General features: G+C 65.3%; 12 protein-coding genes. 8 read left to right on the forward strand and 4 right to left on the reverse strand.

From position 1 onward, the window contains the following. Window positions 1-4: 4 nt before the first annotated feature. The 5 genes from ABIC76_RS05855 to ABIC76_RS05875 all read left to right on the forward strand — a co-directional run bounded on the left by ABIC76_RS05855 (window position 5) and on the right by ABIC76_RS05875 (window position 6,614). The gene (locus tag ABIC76_RS05855) at window positions 5-1,264 is read left to right on the forward strand and encodes an MFS transporter (RefSeq protein WP_354533283.1); all 1,260 of its coding nucleotides are present in this window, start codon (window positions 5-7) and stop codon (window positions 1,262-1,264) included. Window positions 1,265-1,369: 105 nt separating this feature from the next. Next, window positions 1,370-2,776 (forward strand): alkaline phosphatase family protein, encoded by a 1,407-nt coding sequence (locus tag ABIC76_RS05860; protein ID WP_354533284.1) that lies wholly within the window; start codon window positions 1,370-1,372, stop codon window positions 2,774-2,776. Further along, window positions 2,773-3,285, forward strand: a complete 513-nt coding sequence (locus ABIC76_RS05865; RefSeq protein WP_354533285.1) for a GNAT family N-acetyltransferase — start codon at window positions 2,773-2,775, stop codon at window positions 3,283-3,285. Before ABIC76_RS05860 ends, ABIC76_RS05865 begins: the two co-directional genes overlap by 4 nt. 154 nt (window positions 3,286-3,439) lie before the next feature. After that, window positions 3,440-4,987, forward strand: coding sequence for a methyl-accepting chemotaxis protein (locus tag ABIC76_RS05870; protein WP_354533286.1), 1,548 nt, complete (start codon window positions 3,440-3,442; stop codon window positions 4,985-4,987). 190 nt (window positions 4,988-5,177) lie between these two features. Further along, window positions 5,178-6,614, forward strand: a complete 1,437-nt coding sequence (locus tag ABIC76_RS05875; RefSeq protein ID WP_354533287.1) for a M20/M25/M40 family metallo-hydrolase — start codon at window positions 5,178-5,180, stop codon at window positions 6,612-6,614. Between the two features lie 328 nt (window positions 6,615-6,942). On the opposite strand, the gene ABIC76_RS05880 is transcribed toward ABIC76_RS05875, so the two are convergent. Together ABIC76_RS05880 and ABIC76_RS05885 are read right to left on the reverse strand one after the other, a co-directional pair. Continuing rightward, window positions 6,943-7,716 (reverse strand): SDR family NAD(P)-dependent oxidoreductase, encoded by a 774-nt coding sequence (locus tag ABIC76_RS05880; protein WP_354533288.1) that lies wholly within the window; start codon window positions 7,714-7,716, stop codon window positions 6,943-6,945. Between the two features lie 117 nt (window positions 7,717-7,833). Further along, window positions 7,834-8,415: a CGNR zinc finger domain-containing protein gene (locus ABIC76_RS05885; RefSeq protein WP_354533289.1), complete on the reverse strand. Its 582-nt coding sequence runs from the start codon at window positions 8,413-8,415 to the stop codon at window positions 7,834-7,836. Between the two features lie 148 nt (window positions 8,416-8,563). Between ABIC76_RS05885 and ABIC76_RS05890 the strand changes: the two genes are divergently transcribed. After that, on the forward strand, window positions 8,564-9,634 hold the full coding sequence (locus ABIC76_RS05890) for an NAD(P)H-dependent flavin oxidoreductase (RefSeq protein ID WP_354533290.1): 1,071 nt from the start codon (window positions 8,564-8,566) through the stop codon (window positions 9,632-9,634). 173 nt (window positions 9,635-9,807) lie between these two features. Continuing rightward, window positions 9,808-10,716: an alpha/beta fold hydrolase gene (locus ABIC76_RS05895; protein ID WP_354533291.1), complete on the forward strand. Its 909-nt coding sequence runs from the start codon at window positions 9,808-9,810 to the stop codon at window positions 10,714-10,716. A 9-nt stretch (window positions 10,717-10,725) separates the two neighbouring features. Here the strand turns inward: ABIC76_RS05895 and ABIC76_RS05900 are convergent, their stop codons facing one another. After that, window positions 10,726-11,643, reverse strand: coding sequence for a LysR substrate-binding domain-containing protein (locus ABIC76_RS05900; protein ID WP_354533292.1), 918 nt, complete (start codon window positions 11,641-11,643; stop codon window positions 10,726-10,728). Window positions 11,644-11,767: 124 nt separating this feature from the next. Between ABIC76_RS05900 and ABIC76_RS05905 the strand changes: the two genes are divergently transcribed. Continuing rightward, window positions 11,768-13,033 carry a serine hydrolase domain-containing protein gene (locus ABIC76_RS05905; RefSeq protein WP_354533293.1) on the forward strand — a complete coding sequence of 422 codons (1,266 nt, stop codon included), beginning with the start codon at window positions 11,768-11,770 and terminating at the stop codon, window positions 13,031-13,033. Window positions 13,034-13,093: 60 nt separating this feature from the next. Here ABIC76_RS05905 and amaB read toward each other — a convergent pair whose 3' ends face one another. Beyond that, on the reverse strand, window positions 13,094-14,626 hold the full coding sequence (gene amaB / locus ABIC76_RS05910; protein WP_354533294.1) for an L-piperidine-6-carboxylate dehydrogenase: 1,533 nt from the start codon (window positions 14,624-14,626) through the stop codon (window positions 13,094-13,096). Between the last annotated feature and the right edge of the window lie 43 nt (window positions 14,627-14,669).

The raw sequence follows: 14,669 nt of genomic DNA on the forward strand, positions 1-14,669 counted from the left end.
GATCATGACAACCGCGATGTGCTTGCCGGCCACGTCGACGCCCGTGTCGCGCCACCACCGCTGGAAGGTGCTGGGCGTGGGGGTGGCGGCCAATGCGAGTTTTTCGGCCGCGTTTTCGGGCATCCCGACGACGGCCGTGTTCATCCGCTCGGCGTATCACCTGGGCAATGCGGAGCTGGGCGTGGCGCTGGGCGCGCTGGGGCTGGGCATCGCCATCAGCGAGCTGCCGTGGGGCTTGCTGACCGACCGCTGGGGCGATCGCACGGTGCTGCTGGCGGGGCTAGGGCTGACCGCGCTGGCGCTGTTCGTGATGGCATGTTGCGTGGTGCCGCTGCATGGCAACGTGCCGCCGCTTGCGTGGCTGGTGGGCAGCATGCTGAGCGTCGGCCTGCTGGGCGGCAGCGTGAACGGATCGAGCGGCCGCGCGGTCATGGGCTGGTTTCGCGAAGGCGAGCGCGGATTGGCCATGAGCATCCGCCAGACCGCCGTACCGCTGGGCGGCGGCATTGGGGCGCTGGTGCTGCCGAGCCTGGCCGCGCACGCCGGGTTTGCCGCCGTGTACGGCGTGCTGGCAGCGGCGTGTGCATTGACTGCAGCGCTGACGTGGCTGTGGGTGCATGACGCGCCGGACATGGTGAATGCCGTTGCGCAAGCAGCCACGCCGGGCAGCACTGGCCCGCTGCGCGATCCAACGCTGTTGCGCATGGCGCTGGCGATCGGGCTGCTGTGCGTGCCGCAAGGGGCCGTCGTTGCGTTCGCCACGGTGTTCCTGCGCGACTTTGCGCATGCCAATGTGCTGACGCTCAGCCTGACCATGGCCGCGGTGCAGGGCGGGGCGGCCGTCATGCGCGTGTGGAGCGGCCGCTGGACCGACCGCCACGGCAATCGCCGCGCTTATCTGCTCGCGTGTGCGCGGTTGAGCGTCGCGCTGTTCGTCGTGCTGGCCGGCGTGGCGTGGATGACCTCGGCGCTGTCGGTCGATCTATCGGTCATGCGGGTGGCGCTGGTGGCGGCCGTGGTGGCGGGCGGCATCTGCGTATCAGCGTGGCATGGCGTGGGCTATACGGAACTTGCCACGCTGGCCGGTGCTCAGCGCGCAGGTACGGCGCTGGGGCTTGGCAATACAGGCGCGTTTGCCGCGCTGGGGCTCACGTCGCTGTGTCTGCCGCAGGTGCTGGCGTGGTCGTCGTGGCCGGTGGTGTGGCTCGTGGCGGCGGGCAGCGCGCTGATTGCGTGGCGAGTACTGCCGGCGCAGCGTCCATAGGCGCACGCAGCGCCAATCCCCTCGTTTCTTCCTATAGTGAGCCGCAGGGCGCCGCCCGGCGCGGCCCCGCAAAACGAAGCAACGCAATGAAACGAGGGGGCCACCATGGCAGGCTTGGGCGCAATCGACCACGTGGTCGTGCTGATGTTGGAGAACCGGTCGTTCGACAACCTGTTCGGCACGCTGTATTCAAAGAGCGCGGAGTTCGACGGCCTGTCGGGCGAAGAGACCAACCCCGACGGCGGTGGCCAGCCGATCCGCGTATGGACGACGCCCGCGCCGGCCAACGTGATGACGCTGCCCAATCCCGACCCGGGCGAACTCTTCACCGACATCAACCAGCAGCTCTTCGGCCAGCAGATGCCGCTGGGGCAGACGCCCACCATGCAGGGCTTCACCACCAACTACGCCAAGAACGGTGGCGACCCGCGCGACATCATGCATTTCTTCACGTCGGACCAACTGCCCGCGCTCAGCACGCTGGCACGCAATTACGCCGTGTGCGATGCGTGGTTTGCCTCGGCGCCGTGCCAGACGTGGCCCAACCGGTTCTTTGTCCACACCGGCACCGCGCACGGTTATCCGAACAACTCGCCGGTGCATTTTCCGTACTTGATGCCGACGCTGTTCAACGCGCTCGACGGCGTCGTGCCCGACGACTGGGCCGTCTATTACCACGACTTCGCGCAGTCGCTCACGCTCACGCGGCTGTGGCTGCATCTGGACCACTTCCACCTGTTCGACGATTTTCTCGACGATGCGTCCAGCGGCAAGCTGCCTTCGTACAGCTTTATCGAGCCCCGCTACTTTGCCGATCTCGACTGGCCCAACGATATGCATCCGCCGCACGATGTCGGCTACGGCGATGCTCTCGTCGCGCAGGTGTACAACGCGCTGCGCAGTTCGCCGCAGTGGCATCAGATCCTGCTCGTCATCACTTTCGATGAGCACGGTGGCTGCTTCGACCACGTGCCGCCGCCTGCCGTGGTGCCGCCCAGCCCGCCGCAGCCTGGGCAGCTTTTCGCGTTCGACCGGCTGGGCGTGCGCGTGCCGGCGGTGGTGGTGTCGCCGTGGATTCCCAAGGGCACGATCTTCCGGTCGCCCGTGGCGCAGCCGTATGATCACACCGCCATCATCAAGACACTGCGCATGCGCTACAACATCCGGACTCCGCTCACCGCCCGCGACGCCAGCGCACCCGACCTCGGCCACGTGCTCGAATTGAGCGCGCCCGATGACGACCGCGAGCCCGTCGTGGCCCGTGTCATGGCCGCGAACCCAGCCGGTTTGCAGGCCGCCCGCAACGCCCCGCTCAACGACTTCCAATGGGCCATGCACGAGTCGGCGTCGATGCTGGCGCCGCTGGGCACCGGCATCAGCATTGACGACCACGTGCGCAACCTGTCGACCGATCAGCAGCCGCCGGTGCCGGCTGCGCAGAATGCCCAGCAGGCGGCGCAGCACATCAAGGACGTGCTGGCATCGATGGATCTGCCGCACGCGGGGCAATGATCTTGAACGCACCGCTTCCGCATCCGCCCGTCGTCATACGCGCTTTCCGACCTGGCGATGAGCCGCTCCTGCACGCTGTCTTTCACTCCGCCGTGCACGGCATCGCCGCCCGCCGGTACACGCCCGAACAATGTGAAGCCTGGGCCCCGACCGACTACGACGTCGCCCAATGGAATGAGCGTATCCGCCGCATCCAACCCTTCGTGGCGGAACTCGACGGGCAGCCTGTCGCTTATGCCGATTTGCAGGCGAACGGCTATATCGATCACTTCTTCGTATCAGCCGCGCATGCGCGACGAGGCATCGGCCAACAACTCATGCATCACATCCTGGAGCTGGCGGCGCAGCGTGAGGTGTCGCGCATGCAAGCGCATGTGAGCTTGAGCGCCGAGCCGTTCTTTGCCCGCAATGGGTTTCGCGTGGTCGTACGCCAGACGGTGACGGTGCGCGGTGTTCCGCTGGATAACGCGTTGATGGAGCGAGAGCAGGCCAAACGTTTCACCGGTTGAACGTGGGTGCAACAAGGGTGCCGTACCGCCCGTATATTCAGTACAAACCAGTAGATCTTGATTAAAGATTACGGACTACCTGTCGTTAGTTTGGCTAAGGTCGGCGCCCCCACCGGCAATCGCGACGCTCTATTCTTAGCAATCCACGGCAGATATGAAGACGCTCTCCATCAAGGCCCGGCTGGCGCTGGTCCTGTTTGTTCTGGCTGTATTCCTGGCGGGCGTCGGCGCGCTGGGGTTGTACGGCAACATGCGCTCCAACAACGCGCTCAAGGAAACCTATTCGAACCAGCTCGCATCCACGCGTGCGCTGGGCCAGGCGATTTCGCGGCTGGTGCAAGCCCGTACGGCGCTGGATCGTGCCGTCTATGAGACGAATGATGGCAAGATCGCCGACCTCGTGAAGGCCGCTCGCGAGCAGATCAAGGCCAGCGACGACGGCTGGAATGCCTACAACGCTCTGCCGTTTGCCACGCCTGAAGAGGAGCAGACCGCTGGCGAGGCCAAGCGCCTGCGCGATGCCTTCTTCAACGAGGGTATGAAGCCTGCGCTGGCTGCGTTCGATAGTCACGACTACGCCACCGCCCGCCCGCTGGTGCTCGACAAGTTGTACGAACTGTTCGTCCCGTATGCCGTCAAGGCCGACCGCCTGAACGCCATCCAGGCAGACATCGCCGCGACGGCTTACGGCAATGCCCAGTCGTTCTTCAGCGGTCTGGTGTGGGCGTTCATCATCGTGATTGCCGTGGGCATCGCGCTGGCCGCCGGTTGCTATCTCGTGTTGTCGCGCGCCATCTCGCGCCCGCTTGCAGAGATGCTCGTGCACTTCCATGAAATCTCGGGTGGCAACCTGACCACCGACATCCGCATCCACTCGCGTGACGAGATGGGCCTGCTGATGGAGGGCCTGCAGCAGATGCAGGCCAAGCTGAAGGAAACCGTGGTGACGGTGCGTCGCGGTAGCGAGTCGATTGCGTCGGCCACGCAGCAGATCGCCGCGGGCAACACCAACCTGTCGCAGCGCACGGAAGAGCAGGCCAGCTCGCTGGAAGAAACCGCATCGAGCATGGAAGAGCTGACCAGCATCGTGAAGCAGAACGCCGACAACGCGCGTCAGGCGAGCACGCTGGCCGTCAACGCCTCCGAGATTGCCGTGCAGGGCGGTGCCGTGGTGCAGGACGTGGTGACCACCATGGGCGAGATCAGCGAATCGTCGCGCAAGATCACCGACATCATCGCCGTGATCGAAGGCATTGCGTTCCAGACCAACATCCTGGCGCTCAACGCCGCGGTGGAAGCGGCGCGTGCCGGTGAACAGGGCCGCGGCTTTGCCGTCGTAGCCGGTGAAGTGCGTACGCTGGCGCAGCGCAGCGCAGGTGCCGCCAAGGAAATCAAATCGTTGATCGAAGATTCGGCCACGCGTGTGGAATCCGGTTCGACGCTGGTGGCACGCGCGGGCAAGACGATGGAAGAGATCGTCGTGGCCGTGAAGCGCGTGACCGACATCATGGGCGAGATCAGCGCGGGCTCGGCCGAGCAGAGCACCGGCATCGAGCAGATCAACGAAGCCGTCACGCAGATGGACGACGTGACGCAGCAGAACGCTGCGCTGGTTGAAGAAGCCGCGGCCGCTGCGCAGGCGCTGGAAGAACAGGCGGATGAGTTGCGTCGCGCGGTGGCGGTGTTCCGCGTGGCGATGTAAAGCACGTTCCTGATGGGTTGCCCCGGCAGCGAAATGGCTGCCGCGGCGCTACACTGCGGGGTCGGCCTTCGGGTCGGCCCCGCTTTGTTTTATGCGGTGCACTCAGAAGCCGCTCATGGCCTTGCTGTGCCCCTCGAGCCGTTCGCCGCGCGCCATGAGCCGGTTCACATAACGATTATCCGGAGGTGTCATGCGTTTCCAGTGTCGTCGTGTTCCCATTCGCGTCTTGGTGTCTGCTGCCGTATTGGCATGCAGCGCCGGCGCGTTCGCTCAGAGCATTCCCGCCAGCAAGCCCGCGCCCACCACGCTCACGCCCGAGCAGCAGCGCTATCACGACATCTATAAGGAGCTGGTCGAGATCAACACGACGCATTCGGCCGGTGACACGACCCAGGCTGCGCGGGCGATGGAAAAGCGCCTGCGCGATGCCGGCTTTGCTGCCGCCGACATGCAGGTGCTCGAACCCTTCCCGAAGAAGGGCAACCTCGTGCTGCGCTGGAAGGGTTCCGGTGCCAAAAAGCCGATGCTGCTGCTGGCCCATATCGACGTGGTGGAAGCCAAGCGCGAAGACTGGAAGACCGATCCGTTCAAGCTGCAGGAGACCGACGGCTACTTCACCGCACGCGGCGCAATCGACGACAAGGCGATGGCCTCGGCCTTCGTGTCGGTGCTGGGGCAGCTGAAACAGGAAGGCTTCAAGCCGTCGCGCGACATCATCCTGGCGTTGACCACCGACGAGGAGCGCGGCGATGTGCCGACCAACGGCGCGTACTGGATCGTCAACAACAAGCCGGAGCTGGTGAAAGCCGAATTCGGCATCAATGAAGGCGGTGGCGGCGAGCTGCGCAACGGCAAGCCGGTGCTGCACCGCATTCAGGTGGCCGAGAAGATGTACACGACGTATGAGCTGGAAGTGCGCGACGTGGGCGGACACAGTTCGGTACCGACGAAGACGAACCCGATCTATGCATTGTCGGCGGCGCTGGATCGACTGGGGGCGTATCAGTTTCCGGTCAGGCTGGCTGACGTGACGCAGACGTACTTCGCACGCAGCGCGCCGCTGGCCACGGGGCAACTGGCGGACGACATGCGTTCGGTCGGCACCGGCAAGCCGGACCAGGCCGCGATCGATCGGCTCTCGGCCATTCCGTTCTACAACGCGCAGTTGCGCACGACGTGCGTGGCGACCATGGTCAACGCCGGCCATGCCGAAAACGCGTTGCCGCAATCGGCCAAGGCCACCGTCAATTGCCGCATCCTGCCGCACGATGATCCGGCGGATATCGATCGTCAGCTGAAGCAGGTGATCGGCAACGAGAAGATCAGCGTGCGCTACGTCAACAAGCCGCTGGCGAGCCCGGCGTCGCCGCTCAATGGTGACTTGGTGAAGACGGTGGAAGCGCTGACGCAGCAGATGTGGAATGTGCCGGTCATTCCTGCCATGAGTACGGGTGCGACGGACAGCCGGTTCATGCGCAATGCCGGCATTCCGATGTATGGCGTGTCGGGGTTGTTTACCGAGCCGGCCGACCTGCGCACGCATGGTCTGGATGAGCGTATCGAGATTGCGCGGTTGTATGACGGGCGGGAGTTTCTTTATCGGCTTGTGAAGCAGTTGGCTGAGTAAATGGCTGGGCGCTGCGCTCGTGTTCTTTTTTTGCGGGCGCAGCTTGGTGGTGTGGGTTTATTGGTGGGTTTCGGCCCCTGGCGGGGCCGACTTACTTTCTTTGTCTTGCCAAAGAAAGGTAAGCAAAGAAAGGCGCGCCCGAGATGGCGACTTCCCCTTGGATTTTCGTCACGGGGAGGGAGGGGAGGCAAACTCGCTGCGCTCAGACAGCCTCCCCTCTTTATCCTCCCCGCGACAAAAATCCAAGGCGCCATCTAGGGCAGGGTACGGCCACACCGTCTGGGTGCCGGGGTTGGCGGCGTTGCACGCGTTTTGGCTGGCTGCTTTCTCAGATGAAGCCGCCGTCGGTCATCAAGGTGCGGCCGGTGATCCAGCGGGCGTCGTCCGAGGCGAGGAAGGCGATGGCGTCGGCGATGTCTTCCGGCTCGGCCAAGCGGCCCATCGGGGTTGATTCGCGCATGCGCGCTTTCACTTCATCGGGAATCGGGGCGGTCATGTCGGTGCGCGTGAGGGCGGGAGCCACGGCATTGACGGTGATGTTGCGCGGCCCCAGTTCTACGGCAAACGCGTGGGTGAGGGCGCTGACGGCGGCCTTGCTTGCCGCATACACCGCCAGCCCTGCGCGGGGCCGGTACACCAGGCTGGAAGACACGTTCACGATATGTCCGCCGCGCGCCGGCACATGCGGCAGCACCGCTTGCGTGACGAGAATCGTCGAGAACGCATTGGTGCGGAACTGCGCGTCGAACGATGCGAGGTCGATGCTGCCGACCGGCTGGTTTTCCAGAATGCCGGCATTGTTGACGAGGATGTCGATGGCGCCGAAGGCTTCGCGCACGGTGCTCACCATTGCGTCGACGGACGCGGCGTCGCCCACGTCGGCTTGCACGGCAATGGCTTGTGCGCCGGTGCCGCGGATGCTATTGACCACCGCGTCGGCTTCTGCGGCGTTGCTCCGATAGACCACGGCCACGCGCGCGCCGTCGGCGGCCAGTCGATGCGCGACGGCGGCGCCGATGCCGCGTGATCCTCCGGTGACGATGGCGGTGCGGCCTGCCAGGCGTTGCGCGTTCGTGGATGGGGTGGCTTGCTTTGCGGACATGCTGTTCTCCTGAATGGGTGCGATGTTTCGGGAGAACAGGTTACGAACCCGCTGGCTTGTGCGCAGCCCGTTTGGCCGCGACGCGGCGTTCCAGCAGTGGAACGACCGAGGCTGCGATCAGCCCTGCTGGCGTTTGCGGTATTCCGCCACCTTATGCCGGTTGCCGCAGACGGCCATGCTGCACCAGCGGCGCTTGTGCGACTTGGTGCGGTCGTAAAACCACAGCGTGCATTCGGGGTGTTCGCACACGCGCACGAGCTGGAAATCGCCTTCGGCGAGCAGATGCGCGGCGGCTTCCGCCAGCGGCGCCAGACATTGCTCGACCGAATCGGTGGGGCGCAGGCGCTCGACGCGCGGGATGCCGTTTTCCCAGACCAACACGGGGTGGCTTGGCGCCTGCCGCAGGAACACATTGAGCGCATCGGCGCTGGCAGCGCGGCCCGACTTGCGTGCTTCCACCAAGGTGCGAATCACTTCGCGCAGGTGCCGCGCCACGGCCAGCAGGACGCCCAGCGGATAGCGGCCCGCCACGGGCTCGGCGAGCCAGCCGGCGCGCATCAGCCAATCGGAGACATCGACGTCGTTCTGCCAGAAATCGTGCGGCTGGCCGTTGACGTTGGCCACGGTGTTGAGCATGTCCAGCACCGGATCGTCGGCGATCAGCAGGGGAGCATCGGCGGCAGCAGCGGGTGCGGGCATGGCGATTTTCAAAAAGGCGGTGGGTTGAATTGTAACCAATTTAATGAGCTATGCCAGTTACTTGTTGCGCATGCGTTTCAACGGATCCGTCCGGTGAAAAGCCCATCGCATTACCATGTGTCATCCAAGTAACTCGCCGGAGACGATCATGAGCGCATGGCCCGATGCACGCGTGCTGGAGTTGTTCAACATCGAAGTGCCCATCGTGTTGGGGCCGATGGCGGGGGTGGCCGGCGTAGAGCTGGCGATTGCCGTGGCGCGGGGCGGGGGCCTGGGTTCGCTGCCGTGCGCGATGCTCAACGTCGAGCAGATCCGCCAGCAGGTCGAGCAGTTCCGGGCGGCCGTGCGCGGCCCCATCAACCTGAACTTCTTCTGTCACACGCCGCCGCAGCCGGACCCCGAGCGCGATGCCAAATGGCGTGCCCATCTGGCGCCGTACTACGCAGAGTTCGGTATCGACTTGAATGCGCAAGCGCCGGCCGTCAACCGCGCGCCGTTCGATGAAGCGACCTGCGCACTGGTGGAGGAATTGAAGCCGGAGGTGGTGAGTTTTCACTTCGGATTGCCCGCGCCGGAATTGCAGGCCCGTGTGAAGGCCGCGGGGGCGAAGGTCATCTCCGCCGCCACCACCGTGGAAGAGGCGCGCTGGCTGGAAGCACGTGGCGTAGACGCCATCATCGCCATGGGCAACGAGGCGGGCGGCCATCGCGGCATGTTCCTCGCCAAGACGATCGAATCGCAGGTGGGTACCTTCGCACTGGTGCCGCAGGTGGCCGATGCGGTGAAGGTGCCGATCATTGCAGCGGGCGGTATCGGCGATGCGCGCGGTGTGGTGGCGGCGTTGGCGCTGGGTGCAGCGGCCGTGCAGATCGGCACCGCCTACATGCTGTCGCCGGAGGCCAAGACATCGGCCATTCATCGCGCGGCGCTCAAGCAGGCAACGGACGCCGACACCGCGCTCACCAATTTGTTTACCGGCCGACCGGCGCGCGGCATCGTCAACCGGCTGATGCGCGAGATCGGCCCGATGAGCCCGTTTGCGCCGGCCTTTCCGACAGCCGGCGGCGCGTTGGCGCCGCTGCGCGCCAAGACGGAGCCGACCGGCTCAGGCGATTTCATCAATCTGTGGTCGGGCCAGGCCGGCCAACTGGCCACGGAAGACTCGGCCGAAGCCATCACCCGTCGCATTGCCGCCCAGGCGCTCGAGCGGCTTACCTGAGTTTTTCTGCTGCATTGTTTCCCGCGCGGGCACGCCAGACGGCGTGCCCGTTTTGTTTCGCATCACAAATCGGCATGTGAGCGATGGTAAAATTTCATGTAACTTGGAAAGTAGCGTTTATGTGGTTACGATGGTTTCGTCGCTTTTTCTCGAAACCCATTCGGAGCCTTGCCATGAATGCCCCCACCCGAACCGGTGACCTGGTTGTCGATGCGTATGCCCCCACCGCCGTGCGCCATCGCACGATCGATGTTGAAGGTGTGCGTGTGTTCTATCGGGAGGCCGGGCCGGCCGATGCGCCCACCGTGCTGTTGTTGCACGGCTTTCCGAGCGCATCGCATATGTTCCGCAACCTGATTCCGCAGTTGGCTGAGCGCTATCGCGTGGTGGCGCCGGACTTTCCCGGCTTTGGCCTGACGCAGGTGCCGAGCGGTTTCCGCTACACGTTCGACAACCTCGCGCATGTGGTCGACGGCTTCACGCAGGCGATCGGCCTGTCGCGGTACGCAATCTACGTGTTCGACTACGGCGCGCCGGTGGGCTGGCGCCTGGCGATGGCGCATCCGGAGCGCATCAGCGCCATCGTCACGCAGAACGGCAACGGCTATGAGGAAGGGCTGGGCAAAGGTCCGTGGGCGCCAATCAAGGCGTATTGGAACAACCCCGACGAAGCGCATCGCCGCGAGCTGCAGGCAATCGTTTCAGACGAGATGACGCAGTGGCAATACCTGGACGGCGTGCCCGACCCGACGCGCGTGGCGCCGGATGGTTACCTGCTGGATCAATATTTCCTGCGCCGTCCGGGCCAGCTCGACATCCAGATGGATCTGTTCCTGGACTACGCGAGCAACGTGGCGCTGTATCCGGCGCTGCATAGGTATTTCCGCGCGCATCGCCCGCCGCTGCTGGCGGTGTGGGGTCGCAATGACACCATCTTCATTCCGCCGGGCGCAGAGGCCTTCAGGCGCGACCTGCCGGATGCGGAGATCCACTTTGTCGACAGCGGCCACTTTGCGCTCGAGACGCACCATGCGGAAATCGGCGCGCGCATGCTCGCGTTCCTTGGTCGCGTAGTGCAGTAAGGCGCAGCATCAAGGCATCGGCTGCATGGTGGCTTCGGCGGCAAAGCGCTCGCGCAGGAACGCCACCAGCGCCTTCACTGAAGGCGGCACGCCTGCGCGCGACGGATAGAGCGCGTGCAGGTCGGCCGGTTCAGGCGTCCAGCCGCGCAGCACCCTGCGCAGTTGGCCGCCGCCAAGCGCCGCATGGCAGCAATGCTGCGGGAGGATGGTGAGGCCGAGGCCGGCGATGGCGGCTTCGCGCAGGGCGATGATGTTGTCGCTGGCAAAGCGCGGGCGAATCGGCAGCGACAGCCGATGGCCGCGCGCATCCTGCAGCACCCAATCGCGGCTGCGGGTGAGCGAGCCCTGCCCCAGGCAGGGAAAGTTTTCCAGCGCGGCGGGCGTGTCCGGCTCGCCCACACGCGCAATCAACGCGGGGCTGGCCACCAGCACGCGCGGCGAGACCACCAGATGCCGCGCCACCACATCGCGCGAGGGCAGCGGCCCCGTGGCCGCGCGGATCGCCACATCAATGCGCTGCTCGATCAGGTCGACATAGGTATTGGACAAGTCCAGCTCGATGCGCAGCTTCGGATGCGCATCGGCAAATTCGGCCAGCCAACCCGCCAGCAGCGTTTCTGCCAGCAACGGCGAGGTGCCGACGCGCAGCACGCCGGCCGGTTCGCTGCGTGCCGCACCGGCCAGCGCTTCAATGGCGGCCGACGCATCGGCCATATCGCGCGCATGCCGGTACACCGCCTCGCCAACCGGCGTGACCGATACGCGATGGCTGGAGCGCTGCAGCAGCCGCGTGCCGAGCTGCATTTCAAGCTCGGCAATGCGCCGGCTCAGGCGCGACTTGGGGATGCCCGTGGCGCGCTCGGCAGCGGAAAAGCCACCGGCTTCCACCACGCGCGTGAAGAGGTACAGGTCGTCGAAACGCTTCATATCGGGACGGGGTTGCGGTCGAACCGCATTGAAGCATAGGCGCTGTACAGTGTCGCTGGGCGGCTGCGCGCGTCAACCGCGGCGCGGGCCGGATCAGGGTCTGGCATCAATGCAAGGAGAAGGCATGGACAGGCAAGGCACGCAAACGCAGGGGATGTCCCGCGATCGGCTCGATCGCGTCGAGCGCTTCATCGATGACGCCTACATTGCGACCGGCAAGCTGCCCGGTACGCTCACTCAGGTGTGGCGGCGCGGCGAGCTGGCGTTGAACTCCGTGCTGGGTTGGGCCGACCGCGAGCGCCAGGTGCCGCTGGCTGAAGACTCGATCTTCCGCATCTATTCGATGACCAAGCCGATCACGTCGGTGGCGTTCATGATGCTGGTGGAGGAATGCAAGGTCGCGCTGGACGATCCGGTCAGCAAATTCATCCCTGCATGGAAAAATCTGGGTGTGCACATCGGCGGCTTCATGGAAAGTTTCCAGTCGCGCCCGGTCAAGCGCCCGATGCGCATGGTCGACCTGCTGCGCCACACCTCGGGCCTGACCTACGGCTTCCACCAGAACACCAACGTCGATGCGGCGTATCGGCGGCTGAAACTGGGTGACGTCGTCACCGGTGGCACGCTCGACGAGATGATCGAGAAGCTGGCCGGCGTGCCGCTGGAGTTCTCGCCCGGTGAGGCGTGGAACTACTCCGTTTCCACCGATGTGCTCGGCTACCTTGTCGGCAAGATCAGCGGCATCCCGTTCGAGACATTCCTGAAGGAGCGGATTTTCGATCCGCTGGGCATGGTCGATACGGCCTTCCATGTGCCGGAGGAGAAGGCGTCACGCTTCTGCGCGTGTTATGCCGTGGGCGCACTTGGCACAAACGCGGTGTCCGATCGTGCACCGGTCTTGCAGGACGATCCACGCACCAGTCCGTACCTGAAGCCGCCCAGTTTCATCTCGGGCGGCGGTGGCTTGCTCTCGACGGCGGCCGACTACCTGCGCTTTTCGCGCATGCTCCTGCAGGGCGGTGAGCTGGACGGCGTGCGTCTGCTGGGGCCCAAAACGGTGGCGCTGATGACTGCCAACCATCTGCCGGGCGGGGCCGACATGTCGAGCCTGTCGCCGCATTCGATGTTCAGCGAGGCCGCGTATGACGGCGTCGGATTCGGCTTGGGCTTCGCCACCACGATCTCGCAGGCCGCTACGTTGATTCCCGGCAGCACAGGCGATTTCTTCTGGGGCGGCGCGGCCGGCACCTTCTTCTGGGTGGACCCGCAGGAAGACCTGATCGGCCTGTTCCTGACGCAGGTGCTGCCTTCGTCTGCCTACCCTGTGCGGCGGCAATTGCGCACGCTGGTCTACAGCGCGATCACGGATGTGGGTGGCGCGACGCGGTGAGGACCAGGGCGGCGGAGCATCGCGCGCCGCCGCCCGAACATCACATCGATCAGACGCGGATCAAACGTCGAATCGAACGCCCTGCGCCAGCGGCAGCGCGCCGCTGTAGTTGACGGTGTTGGTGGCGCGGCGCATGTAGCCCTTCCACGCGTCCGAGCCGGATTCCCGGCCGCCGCCGGTTTCCTTCTCGCCGCCGAATGCGCCGCCGATCTCGGCGCCCGACGTGCCGATGTTGACGTTGGCGATGCCGCAGTCGCTGCCCGCCGACGACATGAAGCGTTCGGCGTCGCTCAGGTTGGCCGTGAAGATCGCAGACGACAGGCCCTGCGGCACGCCGTTCTGGATCGCGATGGCCTGCTCGGTGTCGCCGTCGTACGTCACGACATAGAGGATCGGTGCGAAGGTTTCGCTTTCCATCACCTTGGTCGGCTTCGGCATCTTGACCAGCGCAGGACGGACGTACCAGGCGTCGGCGCCGAGGTCTTCACGCACGCGCTCGCCGCCCAGCACTTCGCCGCCTTCGGCGCGGGCCTGCGCGAGTGCCTGCTGCATGCCCTCGAAGGCGGCCTGGTCGATCAACGGGCCCACCAGCGTGCCGTCAGCCAGCGGGTCGCCAATCGCAATGCTCTGGTAGATCTTTTCCAGGCGAGCCAGCAGCGTGTCGGCCACCGAGCGGTGCACGATCAGGCGACGCAACGACGTGCAGCGTTGGCCCGCTGTGCCGACGGCGGCAAACGTGATGGCGCGCGCCGCCAGTTCCAGATCGGCCGTCGGCGTGACGATCATCGCGTTGTTGCCGCCCAGCTCCAGGATGGAGCGGCCGAAGCGCTCCGCTACCTTCACGCCCACCTGGCGGCCCATGCGCGTCGAGCCCGTGGCGCTGACCACCGGCACCAGGTGGCTGGCGACCAGCGCTTCGCCCACGTCGCGCCCGCCGATCAGCAGTTGGCTCAGTCCGGCAGGAATGGCGCCCGGCTTCTCTGCATTGAACGCGTCGACCACCTGCTGCATCAGGTGGTGGCATGCAATGGCGGTGAGGGGCGTTTTCTCCGACGGCTTCCACACGATGGCGTTGCCGCACACCAGGGCGAGCGCGGCGTTCCACGACCACACCGCCACCGGAAAGTTGAACGCCGAAATGATGCCCACCACGCCCATCGGATGCCACGTTTCCATCATCCGGTGCCCAGGGCGCTCGCTGGCGATCGTCAGGCCATGCAGTTGACGCGACAGGCCGACGGCGAAGTCGCAGATGTCGATCATCTCCTGCACTTCGCCCAGTCCCTCGGAGGTGATCTTGCCCGCCTCCAGCGACACCAGTTCGCCCAGCGCCGCCTTGTGCGTGCGCAGCACCTCGCCCAGGCGGCGCACGAGTTCGCCGCGCACGGGTGCCGGCACGATGCGCCATGCCAGATACGCCTGATGCGCGCTCTGGATGGCAGCCTCGGCCTCGCCGGCGGTGTGCGATTTCACGGTCGCCAATACCGTGCCGTCGCGCGGGGCGCGGCTCGCCCATTCGGAGCCTTCATAGGCCTTCAGGTCCAGGCCGAGGGCCTTCAGTACGGCCTGCAATCGTGTTCGTGAATCTGACATGGCGTGAATCCTTGCTCTTCTCTCGTGTTCAATCGAAAAACTG

This window comes from Ralstonia sp. 1138 (assembly GCF_040544795.1).
Classification (GTDB): domain Bacteria; phylum Pseudomonadota; class Gammaproteobacteria; order Burkholderiales; family Burkholderiaceae; genus Ralstonia; species Ralstonia flatus.